General features: G+C 66.3%; 16 protein-coding genes. 3 read left to right on the top strand and 13 right to left on the bottom strand.

The window, feature by feature from the left end:
• Positions 1-355: 355 nt before the first annotated feature.
• Entirely contained in the window at positions 356-1,345 is a 990-nt protein-coding gene (moaA, locus tag FR728_RS04890) for a GTP 3',8-cyclase MoaA (protein WP_244304459.1), read from the top strand.
• Position 1,346: 1 nt separating this feature from the next.
• Entirely contained in the window at positions 1,347-1,670 is a 324-nt protein-coding gene (locus FR728_RS04885; RefSeq protein WP_149891484.1) for a hypothetical protein, read from the top strand.
• Positions 1,671-1,770: 100 nt separating this feature from the next.
• Here FR728_RS04885 and FR728_RS04880 read toward each other — a convergent pair whose 3' ends face one another.
• The gene (locus FR728_RS04880; protein ID WP_149891483.1) at positions 1,771-2,619 is read right to left on the bottom strand and encodes a DUF3306 domain-containing protein; all 849 of its coding nucleotides are present in this window, start codon (positions 2,617-2,619) and stop codon (positions 1,771-1,773) included.
• On the bottom strand, positions 2,616-3,158 hold the full coding sequence (locus tag FR728_RS04875; protein WP_188318797.1) for a DUF3305 domain-containing protein: 543 nt from the start codon (positions 3,156-3,158) through the stop codon (positions 2,616-2,618). The genes FR728_RS04880 and FR728_RS04875 overlap by 4 nt, the downstream gene beginning before the upstream one ends.
• A 214-nt stretch (positions 3,159-3,372) precedes the next feature.
• On the opposite strand from FR728_RS04875, the gene FR728_RS04870 reads away from it, so the two are divergent.
• Positions 3,373-5,466 carry a 4Fe-4S dicluster domain-containing protein gene (locus FR728_RS04870; RefSeq protein ID WP_149891481.1) on the top strand — a complete coding sequence of 698 codons (2,094 nt, stop codon included), beginning with the start codon at positions 3,373-3,375 and terminating at the stop codon, positions 5,464-5,466.
• Between the two features lie 70 nt (positions 5,467-5,536).
• Here FR728_RS04870 and FR728_RS04865 read toward each other — a convergent pair whose 3' ends face one another.
• From FR728_RS04865 to FR728_RS04820, 11 genes are all read right to left on the bottom strand, one after another.
• Positions 5,537-6,811, bottom strand: coding sequence for a multidrug effflux MFS transporter (locus FR728_RS04865; RefSeq protein WP_149891480.1), 1,275 nt, complete (start codon positions 6,809-6,811; stop codon positions 5,537-5,539).
• 85 nt (positions 6,812-6,896) lie between these two features.
• The gene (locus FR728_RS04860) at positions 6,897-7,907 is read right to left on the bottom strand and encodes a DMT family transporter (protein WP_244304382.1); all 1,011 of its coding nucleotides are present in this window, start codon (positions 7,905-7,907) and stop codon (positions 6,897-6,899) included.
• A 31-nt stretch (positions 7,908-7,938) separates the two neighbouring features.
• A complete protein-coding gene (locus tag FR728_RS04855; RefSeq protein WP_149891478.1) occupies positions 7,939-8,952 on the bottom strand; it encodes a DUF6352 family protein in 1,014 nt (337 codons plus the stop codon).
• Positions 8,949-9,446, bottom strand: a complete 498-nt coding sequence (locus FR728_RS04850; RefSeq protein WP_149891477.1) for a DUF6505 family protein — start codon at positions 9,444-9,446, stop codon at positions 8,949-8,951. Before FR728_RS04850 ends, FR728_RS04855 begins: the two co-directional genes overlap by 4 nt.
• 1 nt (position 9,447) lies before the next feature.
• Positions 9,448-10,245, bottom strand: a complete 798-nt coding sequence (locus FR728_RS04845; protein ID WP_149891476.1) for a biotin/lipoate--protein ligase family protein — start codon at positions 10,243-10,245, stop codon at positions 9,448-9,450.
• Between the two features lie 173 nt (positions 10,246-10,418).
• The gene (locus tag FR728_RS19310) at positions 10,419-10,589 is read right to left on the bottom strand and encodes a hypothetical protein (protein ID WP_188318796.1); all 171 of its coding nucleotides are present in this window, start codon (positions 10,587-10,589) and stop codon (positions 10,419-10,421) included.
• Complete coding sequence (locus FR728_RS04840) at positions 10,586-12,052, bottom strand: c-type cytochrome (RefSeq protein WP_149891475.1); 1,467 nt, start codon at positions 12,050-12,052, stop codon at positions 10,586-10,588. The genes FR728_RS19310 and FR728_RS04840 overlap by 4 nt, the downstream gene beginning before the upstream one ends.
• Positions 12,053-12,116: 64 nt before the next feature.
• Positions 12,117-13,280, bottom strand: a complete 1,164-nt coding sequence (locus FR728_RS04835) for a formate dehydrogenase subunit gamma (protein ID WP_244304381.1) — start codon at positions 13,278-13,280, stop codon at positions 12,117-12,119.
• 52 nt (positions 13,281-13,332) lie between these two features.
• Entirely contained in the window at positions 13,333-13,536 is a 204-nt protein-coding gene (locus FR728_RS04830; protein ID WP_149891474.1) for a hypothetical protein, read from the bottom strand.
• Between the two features lie 200 nt (positions 13,537-13,736).
• Entirely contained in the window at positions 13,737-14,336 is a 600-nt protein-coding gene (fdh3B, locus tag FR728_RS04825) for a formate dehydrogenase FDH3 subunit beta (protein ID WP_149891473.1), read from the bottom strand.
• Positions 14,337-14,351: 15 nt separating this feature from the next.
• Complete coding sequence (locus FR728_RS04820; protein WP_149891472.1) at positions 14,352-17,336, bottom strand: formate dehydrogenase subunit alpha; 2,985 nt, start codon at positions 17,334-17,336, stop codon at positions 14,352-14,354.
• Positions 17,337-17,494 lie beyond the last annotated feature (158 nt).

Below are 17,494 nucleotides of genomic sequence, written 5' to 3'. Positions count from 1 at the left end.
GGACGGACGGGGAAAGATCACCCAGGCGGGGCCATCTGGGCCCGCAGCTCAGGCGTGGTCCGAGCTTTTCCCGGACGGCGAAACCGTTTGCCGTGCAAATGGCTTGAAGGCGTGGAACCCGCGCCTTTATACTCTTGAAAAAGCGGTGCGGGCGAGTAGGTTCCCAAGGGTCAGGAGACCTTTGAAGGGCCTGCCGGCCCGGACCCGGACGAGAATTCCGGCGAGAGCCCGGGATCAGGGCCCGAAAGCGCGGGGCAGTCTGCGCCACGGGACGAGGGAGAAAAACATGACGAACTCTTTGATCGGGAGTTCCCTCGAGACGGCGACCACCGCCGGCGCGTCTCCGCGTGCCGAGATGATCGATCCGTTCGGTCGCGCGGTCTCGTATCTGCGCGTCTCCGTCACGGACCGCTGCGACTTCCGCTGTGTCTATTGCATGGCCGAGAACATGACCTTCCTTCCGAAGCGCGAGATCCTCTCGCTGGAAGAGCTGGATCGCCTGTGTTCGGCCTTCATCGAGAAGGGCGTGCGCAAGCTGCGGCTGACCGGCGGCGAACCGCTGGTGCGCAAGGACATCATGACCCTGTTCCGCTCGCTCTCGCGTCATCTGGACAGCGGTGCGCTCGAGGAACTGACCGTCACCACCAATGGCTCCCAGCTTGCCAAGCTGGCGCAGGAGCTGGCCGATTGCGGCGTGCGCCGGATCAACGTCTCCCTCGACACACTGGATGCGGACCGGTTCCAGGCCGTCACCCGCTGGGGCAACCTGCAGAAGGTGATGGACGGCATCGCGGCAGCCAAGACTGCCGGCCTCTCGATCAAGATCAACATGGTGGCGCTGAAGGACTTCAACGAGCACGAGATCGTGCCGATGATGGAATGGGCGCACGGCGAGGGCCATGACCTGACCCTGATCGAGACCATGCCGCTCGGCGAGATCGACGGCGACCGGACCGATCAGTACCTGCCCCTGTCGCGGGTCCGAGCCTCGCTCATGGACCGGTTCACCCTGACCGACATTCCCTATAAGACCGGCGGCCCGGCCCGTTATGTCACGGTGGAGGAAACCGGCGGACGGCTCGGCTTCATCACGCCGCTGACCCACAATTTCTGTGAAAGCTGCAACCGGGTGCGCGTCACCTGCACGGGCCAGCTCTACATGTGCCTCGGTCAGGAAGACATGGCCGACCTGCGGGCGCCCTTGCGCGCCTCGGAAGGCAACGAGCTGCTTTCCGCCGCCATCGACGAAGCCATCGGCCGCAAGCCCAAGGGCCACGACTTCGTCATCGACCGGCAGACCCGGGCTCCCGCGGTCTCCCGCCACATGAGCGTGACCGGCGGCTGACATGGCGGACACTCCGTCCGGATCGTCCTCCGTCCCCCTCTGGCCGCGGCTTGCCGCCGTGGCCATCGCGCTTGCCTGTCTGGCGCTGATGGGGTGGATCGGGCGGGACGACGTGCCCTTCCTCAAGTCCTTGAGGGCGCAGGTGACGGGCGAAAGCCCCGCCCCTGCGGCCACCGGCAATCCGGAGCTGGATGCCTGTCTGGCCAAGCGCCTCGGCGATGTGGAGCAGATGAAGCTCGACGGCGTGATCGCCCCGGCGCAGGAAGAGCTGTTCCGCTCGCGGGCCGTGTCCTTCTGCGAGACCCAGTTCCCCCGCGACCGCTAACCATCTCGCCAGACACTTTCGCCAGACACTCTCGCCTTTTTTGCGCGGCCGCCCCTCTCGGGGGCGGTCTTGATCCCTTGTCTTGCCGGGAAGACCAGGATCAGGCCGGGTCCTGGCCGAACTGCATGCGGCGGCGCAGGCCGACGCGGGGCATGCGCTCCTCTTGCTCCTGCTCGTCCGGATCGGCGGATGGTTCGGCAAGGTTCCTGGAGGCTTGCACCGAGGCGGCGTCCGCAGGGAGCGTCCTGTCACCCTCCCCCCCAGATACGGATGCGGATGCCTCAGCGGTGTCGTCTTCGGCGGCAGCGGCCAGCGCATTTTCCCGTGACGCCTTGACCGCCGCAGAGCCGGAGAGACCGGGCACGCCGGGCACTTCCTCGGGTTCCGCATTCACGCCGGCGCGCAGGCGGGCCAGACGGGCGCTTTCTTCCTCCATGCGCCGCGCAATCTCGTCGGCCTTGTCCGCATAGCCCTTGCCCACGGCCCAGGCGGACTTGAACCCGTCGGCAAAGGTCTGGGCATTGCGGTAGTCGTCGTCATAGTCGTTCAGGCCGTCGAGCACGGCGAAGACCGGGTTGGACCGCCACATGCGGCTGAGGGCGGCATTCTTCAGGGCCTTGGGCACGCCACGCTTCAGGAAGGCGGTGATGTCGGACTGGCTCGTCAGGCTCTCCAGATCGATGGCCTCGGCCGCCACCCGGTTGGCGCGCGCTTCCTCGTCCTCGATCTCCTCCGTCAGGCCCTCGGGGTTCGTCGCGTCTGCAGGCCCATTCGTGCCGTGATCCGAATCCCTTGCGGCCATCGGCTGCGACGCTGATTCAGGGGGCTCACCGGAAATCTCATCCGCGGCATCCTCGATCTCGCGCGTGTCGTCCGACTGGCGCTTGCGCCGGGACCAGCGGGCGAGGAAGCCCTCATCGGCATTGCGCGTGCCGTCTCCCCGATTCATGATTTGCGGCCCTGGGGAGAGAAGATCGGATCCTTGCCGAACTTCTGCTCCTCTTCCCGTTTGAAGGTCACGCGCTTGCGCTTCTTGAACTGTTCGGGTTCGGGCATTTCCTGCATGTAGCCGGCCATCCACGCCCGGATGGCCTCGGGCATGGGCAGGCGCTCGATGAGCCCCTCGGCACAATCGAGGAAGCCCTGGGCCTCGAAGGGATCCACCGTCACACCCCGGAACCGGTAGGGCACGGTCTCGCCGATCAGGTCGTCGAGCATCACCCACACGGCCGGGTGACCGGTCAGGATATTGTGGTCATAGGCCTCACCCATACGCCGGTGCAGGGTGATGAACACGGGCCCGTAGCAGAAGCGGCGGACACCGTCATCGGCCTCGCCCGGCGCGGTGGTCGGCAGCTCCTGCCATCCGTCCATCGCCGGAGGGTCGAGGATCAGGTCGACAACCTGCCAGGAGTGGTCGACCCACTTGTTCTGGCTGGGCCTGCGTTCCAGAACGATTCCAACCGGATAGCTGACTTCGCGAAGCACGATGCGTCTCCTTTTTTCTGGCGCGATCTTACGGAATCGCATCCGCCGGTGGAAGACCCCCTTCCCCAACGACGTGCAGGGCTTGAAATGGCCCTTCCTTCCGCTAATGTTGACCCAACTTGGAATAATTACAAACTGACAGGAAACGTCCCCATCTTCCACACTCCCCTTGCGGCGGAAGATGCGACCGGAAAGATCACAGAGGCCAGCCCATATGCCAGTTCCTCACGATGCGCGCATCCTGCTTTGCTCGTGCTTCAAGTCCATGGAGCTTGGAGGGGCGGCCGCCGCGCTCTCCGGCCAGCTTGCCGCGCCCCTGTGCTCTCAGCTCTGCCGGGACGAGGTCGGCACTTATGAAGCCGCCCTTGGCGAAGGCATGCCGCTGATCGTTGCCTGCACCCAGGAAGCGCCGCTCTTCTCCGAGATCGCGGAAGACATGGAGCGCCCCGAGCTCGTCTCCTTCGTCAACATCCGCGAACGTGCCGGCTGGACCGCCGACCGGGGCGACATCGCTCCGAAGGTTCAGGCCCTGATCGCCGAAAGCCTGCAGGCCGCGCGGTCCACTCCGGCACGCGTGCAGGAAGTGGTTTCCGACGGCATGTGCCTGGTCTATGGCCGGGGTCAGGAAGCACTGGATGCGGCGTTGGCGCTGGAAGAGCATCTGTCCGTCACGCTGGTGCTCAGCGACTGGGCGGACGTGCTGCTGCCCTCCATCCTGCCGATCCCCGTCTTCTGCGGCCGGCTGCGCAGCCTCGGCGGCTCGCTTGGCAGCTTCGAGGTGGTGCTGGACCGCTATGCTCCGATGCTGCCTTCCTCCCGCCGCCAGCCGGACTTCGGCCTGACCCGGGACGGTGCGCGGGCGACCTGTTCTGTCGTGGTGGACCTCTCCGGCGACCCGGCCCCGCTGACCGGACCGGACCGGCGTGACGGCTATGTGCGCGCCGACCCGGGCGCGCCGGCCGCCGTTCTGGAGGCTGTCCGCAAGGCCTCCGACCTGACCGGCACCTTCGAAAAGCCGATTTACGTCAGCTATCAGGCCGATATCTGCGCCCATTCCCATGCGGGCAAGACCGGCTGCAGCAAGTGTCTCGACGCCTGTCCGGCGGGCGCCATCACCTCCACCGGCGAGAAGATCGCGGTGGATGCGGGCATCTGCGGCGGCTGCGGCAATTGCGCGGCGACCTGCCCGACCGGTGCGATCAGCTATCGCTATCCGTCCCGCGCCGATCATCTGACGCGCATCGACGCCCTGCTCGGCACCTATTCTGGCGCTGGCGGCAGCGCGCCCGTGCTCCTCGTGCATGATGCGGGCCACGGCCTGCCGATCCTCACCGCACTTGCGCGCCTCGGCGATGGCCTTCCGGCCCATGTGCTGCCGCTGGCCGAACATGCGGTCACCGGCTTTGGCCACGAGGCCATGCTGAGCGCGCTGGTGGGCGGTGCGCGGGCCATCGTCTTCCTGGCCGATCCGCGCAAGCAGGACGAATTCGCGACGCTGGAGGCCGAAATGACGCTGGCTGCGGCCCTCGCCGGTGGTCTGGGCTTCGACATGGCCAACCGGCTGCGTCTGGTGGCCAGCGACGATCCGGATGCGCTTGCCGCAAGCCTCGGAATGCCAGTGCCCTCCGCCCTGCTCTCCCGCCCGACGCCGCTTGCGCCGGTGGGCAGCAAGCGCGACATCGTGCGTCTGGCCCTGTCGCGCCTGCAGCAGGAAGCCCCGGCTCCGACAGAGACCATTGCCCTGCCGGCGGGGGCTCCCTATGGCCGCATCCACATCGAGGCTTCCGGTTGCACCCTGTGCCTGTCCTGCGTGTCGGCCTGCCCGGCCGGAGCGCTGAGCGACAATCCGGACCGGCCCGAGGTCAGCTTCACAGAGACCGCCTGCGTCCAGTGCGGGCTCTGCCAGTCGACCTGCCCGGAACGGGTGATCACCCTGGAGCCGCGCTATTCGCTCTCGCCTGCCGCCTTGCGCCAGACGGTGCTGCATTCCGAGGAGCCCGCGATCTGCGTCTCCTGCGGCACGGCCTTCGGCACCGCCTCGACGATCGCGCGCATCAAGGAAAAGCTGGCCGGTCGCCATTCCATGTTCCGCTCCGAGGCCCAGGCTTCGCTGATCGAGATGTGCGATGACTGCCGCATCCAGACCCAGGCGAACATGGGCAGCTTCTCGGGCCAACCGGTCTCCGGCGGCTTCGGGGATCCGGCCGCGACCGGTCATGCGCCGCGCCCGCGCATCCGCACCACCGACGACTACCTTCAGGCCGATCGTCAGGGCCTCAGCCTCGAGGATTTCCTGAAGGAACACTGAGGACGGCGGATCGGATCCCGGTCACTCGCCCCACCGGGTCACTCGCCCCTGTGAACCCCTTGAGGGCTCCTCAGGGGCGGGTGCGTTCCAGACGGCGCGCCTGCGCCACGCCGGCAAGGGCGAGAGCCACGCAGGCGCCCATGACGATCACCATGGGCCAGGCGGTATCGGCGAAGCGGTCGGTGGAGATGAGATGGGCCACCAGCGCCGAGGAGAAGGCGCCCAGCCCCATCTGCAGGCTTCCGGTCAGGCCGGAGGCCGCACCAGCCAGATCCGGGCGGACGCTGACCGCGCCGGAGATCGCGCTCGGCAGGCAGAGCCCATTGCCGATGCCCACGAAGAACATCGGCGCGAAGAGGAAGAGCGGCTGGTAGAGGTCGGCCGCGACAAAGCCGGTGAAGGCCACGATGCCGACAAGCGGCAGAGAGGCCCCGATCAACACCATGCGCGAGGGTCCGATGCGGCGAGCATAGCGCCCGGACAGGAAGTTTCCGGCGATGTAGCCGAAGGCCAGGGTCATGAAATAGAGCCCCATCACCTGCGGTGACATGGCAAGGCGCCCGGCGGCCAGGAAGGGCATGCCCCCCAGATAGGCGAAATAGGTCGACGAGGCGCACATGATCGTGACCCCATAGGCGACGAAGAGCGGCTCGCGCAGCAGGGAGACGAAGGAGCCCGCCAGCTGGCCGAGCTTCAGGCTTTCGCTGCGGGTAAAATGGGTCTCGTGCAGACGTAAGGCAGCCACCGCCAGCGTGGCAAGGCCAAGTACGAGCATCAGCCAGAAACTGCCCTGCCAGCCAACCAGATCCTGCAGAGTGCCGCCGATGAGCGGGGCGCACATGGGGCCGATGGCCATGCCCATCGTCACATAGCCCAGCATGCTGGCGGTGGTGTCCCGATCATAGAGGTCGCGCACGATGGCCCGCGACAGGACGAGGCCGGAACAGCCGCCCGCCGCCTGGATCATGCGCGCCGCAATCAGCCCCTCGATGGAGGTCACGAGAAGACAGGCGAGGCTTCCCGCGCAATAGAGCGCCATGCCGGCGAGCAGCACCGGACGCCGACCGTAGCGGTCGGACAGGGGACCAATGACGATCTGGGCGAGTGCCACGGCCACGAAATAGAGCGACATGGTGAGCTGCACCATGCCCGAGGTGGTGCCGAAGACCTCCGCCAGATGGCCCATAGAGGGCAGATACATGTTCATGGAGATCGGCGCGATGGCCGAGACGACGATGAGCATGAGAAGCGGCGGCGTCTTGCGCGCCCCGTCCTGACCTGCCGGATCTCCCCCGCCGGAGACCGGTGCCTTCACACCATCGAGGGAACGGGGAGCATGGGTCATGAGCAGAAATCCGGAGGCAAGGCCTGAGCAGGAGCGGGAATGGCTGCGGGAAACACGCGCGCAACCGGCAAGGAAGGGGCGGACCCTAGGCCCGGGGGCGCTCGTCCGCAAGGGAGGCATCGCCGGCAAGGGTGCCGCTGTCCGTCAGATCCACCGGACCGGGTGCCACCGCAGGGGCTGCGACCGCCGCAGCCTGCCGTCCCAGGCGTGCCACGCGGCGCTCGCGCAGGAACATGTAGACCCCTGTCGCAATGATGATGCCGGTGCCCAGGAGGGTCAGGCGATCGGGCACTTCGCCGAAGAGCAGGAAGCCCATGCCCATGGCCCAGAGCACGCTGGAATAGCGGAAGGGCGCGACGACGGAGATGTCACCGATGCGCACGGCCATGATCAGCAGAATGTAGCCCGCGACCAGAAGCCCGGCGCAGAGCGCCAGAAGGACCAGTTCGGAGAGGTCCGGGGTCTTCCATCCGCCCAGATCGGGGAAGACGTTGCTGACACTGATGACGCCGCCCAGCACCGCCACCGTAAAGATGGTCATGATGGAAATGCCGAAGGTGTGGACGTCGGGCGGAATGCGGCGGGTCACCAGATCGCGCGCGCCCATGAAGACCACGCTCGAGAGCGTCACCAGGGCCCAGCCGGAGAAGCCTTCCAGCCCTGGGCGGATGATCAGCATGACACCGGCGAGGCCGATGAGGATCGCCAGCCAGCGGCGCCACCCGACCGGCGCGCCGAGGAAGACGGCCGCCCCGGCGGTGACCACCAGAGGCAGGGCCTGAAGGATCGCGGCCGAATTGGCGACCGGCAGATGCAGCAGGGCGTAGAGGTAAAGGAAGGACGCGGTCGTCTCCAGGGCCGTGCGCAGCAGAACCGCGGGCTGGAAGAGCCGGTCCATGCGCCGGAAGACGCCGACCGCCTGACAGGCAACAAGCAGCAGCGCGAAGGCGAAGGCACCGCGCAGCGCCATGACCTGCCCCAGCGGCATGCCGATGCCGACCGCCTTCACCAGCGCATCATTGACCATGAAGACCGCATTGGCGGCCAGCATGGCGGCGATGGCGCGGCCATTGTCCCTTGCGTCCAAGGTCGTCACTCCGGAGATTGCGCGCGCAGGCGTGCGGCGCTCAGCTGGAACGGGCCAGGGGCAGGTTTGTCAGCAGGTTCTGCGGCTTCATGCGCAGGTGACGATCCGGCCCCATGGCCAGGCCGAGCCACACGGGCTTGCCGGCCAGATCGGATCTCTGGTCCCTTGCGTGCAGGAAGTCAAGGCGGAACAGGGACAGGATGCGCACGGCTTCCTCGTCGCTGGGCGTCTGGCCCTGATAGAGACCGTTGAGGAGGCGGGTCGCCTCCGCATCGAGACCGATGTGCCAGGACCAGCGCTCGTCGCGGATCTTCATCACCGGCTGGATGCGCACCTCCACCCCGGCGAAATGCAGCACCCAGGCCTCCAGAACCCGGGCAAAGGCATCCGGCCCCGGCTCGGTGAAGCGGAAGTCGAGCGCCGTGTCGAACCGGTCGGAACGCTCCCAGTAGATTGCGGCGTTCTCCTCGGTCAGCACGTCGAGGGAGACCTCCCGCATGGGCGTGCCGCTTTCGCGCAGCAGCGCACCCAGACCGCCAAGACCGCCGGTCTCGGACATGCGCTCGACGATTTCCGTGTCGGCGACGGTCACCCGACCGCCCTCCAGCGAAACGCTCTGCTCGCGGAAGAAGAGTTCGGCGGCCCGCAAACGCAGCGGCTCATGGGTCTTGCGCAGGATGTTGCGCAGGATCAGATGCACCATCTGGTCGATAAAGACCGGCGGAATGGCGATGGGCTGGCCCTGGAAGAGGCCGGCATAGGCGCCTTCCACCGTGCCGTGACGCAGCAGATGATCGCGGAAGCCCAGCACCACCCGGTAATTGTCGACGGCATCCGGATCAGCCATGGCGGCAAGTTCCGCCTCGGTGACCGGGCGCTCCGGGTCGGCCATCAGCGCCTCGAACAAGGCGATCTCGGCCGGGCAGCTTTCCTCGACCGGATGGATCTCGGGCCGGGTCAGGTAGGCGCGAACGAGATCCGGCGTCACCTTCAGCCATCCGGATCCGTCGCGCTCCACCAGGTGATAGCCCGCGGATTTCCAGAAGTCTCTCATTCCCCCTCCTCGACCACGTCCCAGATGCGGGCGTGGGCCTCCTTGTCGGCGGGAACGACCACCTGGATGCGTTCCCGAAGCTCACCGTTCTCGCCCACTTCGCGCGCCAGCGCCAGCAGCGTGTTGAGCGGCAGGTCTGCCGCCAGATCCTGTGCTGCGGTCATTTCCTCGCGCGCCGCCTCGCGGGCGACCATGTCATTGGGCGCGCCGCAGGCCCGGACGAAATGCTGGCCGAGAGCCTCCACGGCCGCCTCCAGCTCGTCGGTCCGCGCCTCGCCGACGCTGACCAGCGTGGAATATCCGAAGGAGACACATCCGAGGAAGCCGCTGACGAAGGCCTGTCGGGCCTTGCCCTTCAGCTCGCCGGGATCCCCGAAGGCGCCGCTGGCAAAGACCGTGGTGCCAGGCACCGCCCATTCATCGGGCTGGGCGACCGCGGCAAAGACGTGGGTGTCGGACGCGTCCAGCCGGATCACGCGCAGGGCCTTGGGCATGTCAGGCAACCTCATGAGGGCCAGTGGAAGGGGCGACTGCCGGCCAGGCCGCAGCAGCGTCTTCCCGCGTCAGGGCCACGTCGAGGGCGACCATACGCGTGCCCTCAGCCGTCTCGACGATCAGGTTGCCCCCGTCATCAAGTCCGAGCATGGTGCCTTCCACTACGCCATCTTCGGTCTCGAAGCGGACCGGCTTGCGATAGAGATCACAGCGGAACAGCCAGGCGTCCATCAGGGCGCGCAGCCCCTCCCCTTCCCAGCGGTTCAGCCAGGTCAGGAAATGGCGGGACAGGCTTTCCAGCAGAGGTGCGGTTTCCAGATCCACAGCCCCTTCGTCCCAGAGCGAGGTGATCTCCGGCCGCAGGCCCGGATCGGTGTCCTCGGCGGACCTGACGCTTTCCGGCTTCAGCGCGAGGGATTGACCCAGCACCAGCCACTCGGGCGCACCATCACCGTCAAGGGTCTCGCTCATGGCAAGCCGCACCTTGCCCACCCGTCCCCGGTTGGCAAAGAGGCCGAGCGGCCAGTCCCAGGTGATCGCCAGCTCCGGTGGCGCGATGGCGCCCAGGGCGTCAGCGGCGGCCACCATGGCCACGAAGATCATGTGGCGGGCCTGCTGCGGCCCAACTTCGGGAGCGAGCACCAGGGCGTAATCCAGCCGGTCGTCGCGCACGGACCAGAAGAGATCCCCGGCCTCGGTCGCGTCCATCCGCAGCGCCTCGAGCGCACTGGCGAAGGGGTCCTGCGGCGGGACAACGGGCCGGGAGGTCAGAAGCGGCGGAAGGGACAGGTCGGTCATGTGGATCTTGCTTGCGGAGGACTGGTCCAGGGGCGGGGGCGGGGGCGGGTGCGAGCGGGTCGTGTCTGCATCGGGGCATGCGGGACCAGACGCCCGTCCATGCCCTCACGAACAGAGTCAAGTGCCTGGCAGCCTGATTCAATCAGACTGCACAAGCCTTTGAGATTGCTCGATCAATGGGTCTCGCCCGGGCGCTCGCCCATGCCCGGATCCAGACGCACGGCAGACGGGTTATGGCTCTGATAGGTGGACACGGAGGAATAGTCGAGTTCCTGGGTGAGCACGACCCAGGCGCCGACACCGATCACGACCATAGCGGCAAGGCTGGAAAGGAATGCAGTCATTTCACTGTGTCTCCGGTGGTGTCTTGCGACGCTGCCGAACCGCCTGAGGTCGGGCGCGTCGCCTTTTCAAGGAATGTCACAAGCGCCAGCCGGTCGTCCGGTGAGCGCATGCGCTGGATGGGCATCTTCGTGCCCGGGGTCACGACATCCGGTCCATGTTCGAAGAGCTGCGAAATGCTCTCGCGGGACCAGACGATATCACTTTTCAGCAGGGCGTCCGAATAGGGATAGCCCGGAAGGGATCCGGCCTTGCGGCCGAAGACCCCGTAAAGGGTCGGTCCCGCGCGGTTGCCGTCATCCGGTGTGAGCGTATGACAGACCGAGCACTTGCGGGCGAATTGCAGCGCGCCCGGATCGTCCGCATCCGCCACCTGGAAGCGACGGGGATAGGTCACCTCCAGCGGCTCGAACGGCTTGCGCGGGGTGATCTGCCAGCGGTGGATGGTGTCGTCCAGGCCGACATAATAGAGCGCCGTTCCCTCCGGGTCGAAGCTCAGGCCCCAGACCGGACCATAAGGGGTCTCGAAGGTCTCGATCAGGGTCTGGGTCGCCCGGTCATGCACGTGGATGAGCCCGTCGCCCCCGCCGCTGGCGAGCCGACGCCCGTCCGGCGAGACGGCAAGGGCCAGAACCGGGCGGCTGTGGGGTGTCAGGCGACCGAGATCGAAGCCGCTCTCGCCGTCGATCAGCCCGACCGTTCCGTCCGCTCCGCCGAACAGGAGACTGCGCCCGTCGTCCAGACGCTTCAGGGTGTTGATCCCCCAGCCCAGGGAGAAGAGCTGTCGTTCCAGCGCAGCCGTCACCCGGTCGAAGCGCCGGATGGCTCCATCGGTGGACGCGGTCCATACCTTGTCGCCCTCGGGCGAGAAGGCCAGGGCATTGACGTTGTTGCGGTGACCTGAAAGCGTGGCCTCCAGACGGGGTTCGGGACCGGTCAGATCGTAGATCCGGGCCTCGTTCTCCCAGCTCGCGACGCCGATGTGGGCGCCGTCGTCGGAGACTTCGAGGGAGAGAACCTTCTCCCCCTTGCCCGGAAAGCGGTGGAGCGGCGTGCCCGAACCGAGATCCCAGATGATCAGGTCGCTGTCGTCGGACACGGTGGCGGCACGGTTGCCGGGGAGGAAGCGGGCATCATTCACCGCCGCCTCATGGCCGATCAGCACCTGCGGCTCGGCGAGAGACGCCCCCTCTGCCGGCGCGGTCCACACCCGGGCTGAATAATCGAAGGACGTTGAGATCATGCGCTGTCCGTCCGGGGACATCTGCACGGACTTCACCGGGCCGCCGTGGCCAGCAAGGACGTCGGGCCAGGAAACGGCCGTGTCGGGGTGCCTTGCCGTTTCGGCCCCTGCACCTGTTGCGAAGGCGACCGCGACCAGCGCAGCCGGGATCAGGCCAGCCGCCAGGGACCGGCGGAAGCGCCCCGTCGATCTCCGGCTGTCGGACAGACTGACCCTGTGCATCGGATCTGGCTCCGTGGCGTGTCGCGGGAACGACGGCGGTCCGGCGAACCGAACCGCCGCGGTCTCATTCGGCCGGCTGCGCGGCCGTGCTGCGGCGGCCCGCCTCGCGTTCCTGCACTTCGTCGACCCAGAGCGAATGGTGTTCCTTCGCCCAGTTCAGATCCACCTCGCCGGAGCCCATGGCATCGAAGGCGCCTTCCATGCCGATGGAGCCGATGTAGATGTGGGCCAGGATCACGCAGACCATGAAGATGGCCATGATCGTGTGCCAGAGCTGGTTGATCTGCTGTTCCTGCAACACGCTCAGGGACGTCGGCAGGTCGGTGCCGAAGAGCCAGTTCACGTGAGAGAACGTGTCGGAGAAGAAGTGGGTGGTGAAGGGGAAGAGCAGCGCCCAGCCGGAAAGCGAGAGCGAGAGGCCGCCCAGGATCACCGACCAGAAGATCAGCTTCTGACCCGCGTTGAACTTCTTCGCGGGCGGATGCAGCTTCTTGGAGAAGAGCCCGCCGGCCTGCAGCAGCCACTTGCCGTCGGTACGGTCCGGCAGGTTGTGGCGCACCCACATGACGAAGATCATCACCAGGCCTGCCATGAAGGCGAAAGCCAGATAATTGTGCAGATACTTGCCGACCTGTGTGAGGAAGCCGAAGGCCTCGTCCCCGATCACTGGGCGCAGGGCATAGCGGCCATAGAGCACGTTCAGCCCGGTCAGGCCCAGGATCACGAAGGAGATCGCGGTCATCCAGTGGCCGAAGCGCTCGATCCAGGCGAAGCGGGTGATGGTGGCGGCGGACCGGCCATGCTCGATGCGGATGCGTCCGCGCAGGGCATAGAACAGGCAAAGCACCACGATGGTGCCCAGGATCGCCCAGCTGGCATAGAGCGACAGAGGGCCATTGCGGAAGGAGCGCCAGGCCTCGCCCTCGGACTGGACCAGCGTGCCGGCCTTCTTGTCCGGGATGGACACGAAACCCTGGGTGCCGGAGCGCACCGCGCGCCAGTAGTCGGCATCAGACGTGTCGCCCAGGGTGTTGCCCGGAACCAGACCGTCAACCGGGGTTTCCGAGGTCACTTCGTCGCCGGTGCGCACCGCCTGCTGGGCGGAGGCCGCGCCGGTGAAGGCCAGCAGCGAGAGGACAAGGGTCACGAGCAGGAGTGGTGCCGCAAGCGCGGCCCCCAGCCGGTCGAATGCCCCTCTGAAATCCTTGCGGGTGTGGGTCGCCATCATTGGTTTCGTCTCCCGATCGCCCCGTCCCGTCCGGCGGGGCGCTAGTTGAAGCTCAGTTCTGCTGAAGGCTGCCGCGCTGGCGCAGCTGGCGGAGGGTGTCCTCGTTCAGCTGGTTGTCGTGCTGCCCGGCATATCCGCCCTTCTCGAGCTTGATCTGGCGGTGTTCCTCACTCTCGCGGCATGCGGAAAGCCCGGCCAGCAGGCCGGCGAGGATCACGATGGTCTTGAAGGTGCGGCCGTTTACGTGGCTCGTCATCTGGTGTCTTCTCCTGGCCGAAGCCTGGTCCTGGCCGAAGCCTGGTTGCGAGGGGTCGCGGCCATCCGGCCTGCTCGGTGCAGACCCTTGCCAAGGCGACCTTGCGCCAATGCTGGAAACGGAGACCTCCCGTCTGGGAAGCCTCCGTTTCCTCTAATCGCGGAAGATGGGGCCAACCGCGAGTTTGTCGATGCCGTCGCTCAGAGACCGCCGGCCTTCTGCTCATAGGCGGTGCCCCAGCCCCAGGCGCCGGATCCGAAGCCGCGGGCGACAACGCGCTCGCGGTAGATCGCGGAGACCACATCGCCGTCACCGGCGAGCAGGGCCTTGGTGGAGCACATTTCGGCGCAGAGCGGCAGCTTGCCTTCGGCCAGACGGTTGCGACCGTACTTCTGGAACTCGGCTGCGGAATTGTCCGCTTCCGGGCCACCGGCGCAGAAGGTGCACTTGTCCATCTTGCCACGGGAACCGAAGTTGCCGGCCTGCGGATACTGCGGCGCGCCGAAGGGGCAGGCATAGAAGCAGTAGCCGCAGCCGATGCACAGGTCCTTGGAGTGCAGGACCACGCCTTCGTCGGTCTGGTAGAAGCAATCCACCGGGCAGACGGCCATGCAGGGCGCGTCGGAGCAGTGCATGCAGGCCACCGAGATGGACCGCTCGCCGGGCTTGCCGTCGTTGATCGTCACGACGCGACGGCGGTTGATGCCCCACGGCACTTCGTGCTCGTTCTTGCAGGCGGTAACGCAGGCGTTGCACTCGATGCAGCGTTCGGCGTCACAGAGGAATTTCATACGTGCCATTGTTGTTCTCCTCCCTTACGCCCGTTCGACCCGGCAAAGGGTTGCCTTGGTTTCCTGCATCTGGGTGACGCTGTCGTAGCCATAGGTCTGTGCAGTGTTGGTGCTTTCACCCAGGACATAGGGATCGGCGCCGGAGGGATATTTCCCGCGCAGGTCCTCGCCCTGATAGAAGCCGCCGAAGTGGAAGGGCATGAAGGTCACGCCGCGTCCGACGCGCTCGGTGACCATGGCCATGACCTTCACCTTGCCGCCTTCCGGACCGTGCACCCAGACCATCTCGCCGTCCCGGATGCCAAGGTCGTTGGCGTCCCCGGTGTTGATCTCGATGAACATGTCCTGCTGCAGCTCGGCCAGCCACGGGTTGGAGCGCGTCTCGTCCCCGCCACCCTCGTATTCGACCAGACGGCCGGAGGTGAGGATCATCGGGAAGTCCTTGGAGAAGTCGTTGTCCTGGATGGACTTGTAGGCCGTCGGCACACGCCAGAAGGTCTTGTCCTCGTAGGTCGCATACTTCTCCAGCAGGTCACGCCGGTTGGTGTAGAGCGGCTCGCGGTGCAGCGGGATCGGATCCGGGAAGGTCCAGACGACCGCACGGGCCTTGGCGTTGCCGTAGGGCGCGCAGCCATGCTTGATCGCCACGCGCTGGATGCCGCCCGACAGGTCGGTCTTCCAGTTCACGCCGCCGATCTTCTCTGCCCAATCGGACGGATAGGGACCGGTCTGGGACTGTTCGCCCACCTCTTCCTTGTCGTTGCGGACATAGCCCGCGACCTTCTCGATGGAGGCGCGCTCTTCCTTGGTCAGATCCTTGTCCCAGCCGAGCTTTTCCAGCATGGCCATGGTGAATTCCGGATAGCCGTCCTCGATCTCCGAGCCGACCGGCCAGGAGCCTTCGGCCAGAAGGTTCTCGCCGTTGCGCTCCACGCCGTAGCGGGCGCGGAAGCCCATGCCGCCTTCGGCGACCGGCAGGGAGGTGTCATAGAGGTTGGCAGAGCCCGGATGCTTCATTTCCGGAGTGCCCCAGCACGGCCACGGCATGCCGTAGAAGTCGCCGTCGCACGGGCCGCCATTCGCCCGCAGGGTGGTGCGGTCGAAGGTGTGCTGGTTTTCCATGTGAAGCTTCATGCGCTCCGGCGACTGGCCGGTGTAGCCGATGGTCCACATGCCGCGGTTGAACTCGCGGGTGATGTCCTCGATCAGCGGCTCTTCGCCATTGACCTGGATGTGCTTGAACATGTCGCCGTCGAAGCCGAACTTCTTGGCGAACTTGTACATGATCGTGTGGTCCGGCAGGCTCTCGAAGAGCGGCTCGACCACCTTCTCGCGCCACTGCAGGGAGCGGTTGGACGCCGTCACCGAGCCGTAGGTCTCGAACTGGGTCGAGGCCGGGAGCAGGTAGACGCCGTCCTTGCGGTCGGAGAGCACTGCGGAGACGGTCGGATAGGGATCGATGACCACCAGGGTATCGAGCTTCTCCATCGCCACCTTCATGTCCGGCAGACGGGTCTGGGAGTTCGGGGCATGACCCCAGAACACCATGACCTTGGTGTTGTGCGGCTGCTGCAGCTTGTCTTCGTCTTCCAGAACGCCGTCGATCCATCGGGACACCGGAATGCCCGACTCGTTGATCATCGGCACGTCCTTGCCGTCCTTGCCCTTCATGACCGAGAAGCGCTCGCGGATCGACTTGACGTCCACGTCCCAGACGCGGGCCCAGTGAGCCCAGGAGCCGTCGGTCAGGCCGTAGTAGCCCGGCAGGGTGTCGGCCAGCACGCCCAGATCGGTCGCGCCCTGAACGTTGTCATGGCCGCGGAAGATGTTGGTGCCGCCACCGGCCTTGCCCATGTTGCCAAGGGCCAGCTGCAGGATGCAGTAGGCGCGGGTGTTGTTGTTGCCGTTGGTGTGCTGGGTGCCGCCCATGCACCAGATCACGGTGCCCGGACGGTTGTTGACCAGGGTGCGAGCCACGCGCTTGAGCTGGGAGCCCGGAACGCCGGTGACGTTCTCGACCTCTTCCGGCGTCCACTTGGCCACTTCGCCGCGGATCTGATCCATGCCCCAGACACGCTGGCGGATGAATTCCTTGTCTTCCCAGCCGTTCTCGAAGATGTGCCACAGAATGCCCCAGACGAGGGCAACGTCCGTGCCCGGACGGAAGCGGACATATTCGGTGGCATGCGCCGCGGTGCGCGTGAAGCGCGGATCGCAGACGATCAGCGGGGCATTGTTTTCTTCCTTGGCCTTGAGCAGGTGCATCAGGGAGACCGGATGGGCCTCGGCCGGATTGCCGCCGATCAGGAAGATCGCCTTGGAGTTATGGATGTCGTTGTAGGAGTTGGTCATCGCGCCATAGCCCCAGGTGTTGGCAACACCTGCGACCGTGGTGGAGTGACAGATACGGGCCTGGTGGTCGATGTTGTTCGTGCCGAAGAAGGCAGCGAACTTGCGCAGCAGATAGGCCTGTTCGTTGGAGTGCTTGGCGGAGCCGAGCCAGTAGACGGAGTCCGGACCGAATTCGTCGCGGACCTGCATCATCTTGTCGCCGAGCTCATCGATGGCGGTGTCCCAGGAGATGCGCTCCCACTTTCCGCCGACGAGCTTCATCGGGTACTTGAGGCGACGCTCGCCATGGGCATGCTCGCGCACGGACGCGCCCTTGGCGCAATGGGAACCCAAGTTGAACGGGCTGTCGAAGCCCGGCTCCTGGCCCACCCAGACGCCGTCCTGCACTTCCGCCAGAACGGTACAACCGACCGAGCAGTGGGTGCAGACGGACTTCTTGATTTCCACCTTGCCGGCACCGGCTGCGCCTGCAGCCTCGGCCTTCTTCACCATGGCGCCACCCGACAGGGCCGTCACGGCGGCAACACCACCGGCAGCCAGACCGGAGCGACGCAGGAACGTACGCCGGTCCATGGTGGCCATGGTGGCGCCCGACAGCACCGCAGCAAGGCGGCCCTGGGTCGGACGGGCCATGCGGCTCGACTTTTTCCTCAGCATTTCCTTGGTCTCCCTCTCGCGGAACCGAACCGGATCCGAACGGCCGTCACTCCGGCGTTCCTCCTGGGCTCGGCCCCTGGCGACGTGATCCAGCCTTCTCGCATCCGCTGGTCCGCCACCGTCTCTCTCATTCCTGTCCGAACCGGCTCAGCGCCCTC

It is taken from the genome of Roseibium aestuarii (genome assembly GCF_008477545.1).
Taxonomy (GTDB): Bacteria; Pseudomonadota; Alphaproteobacteria; order Rhizobiales; family Stappiaceae; genus Roseibium; species Roseibium aestuarii.
This window is presented reverse-complemented; position numbering and strand designations above follow the sequence as displayed.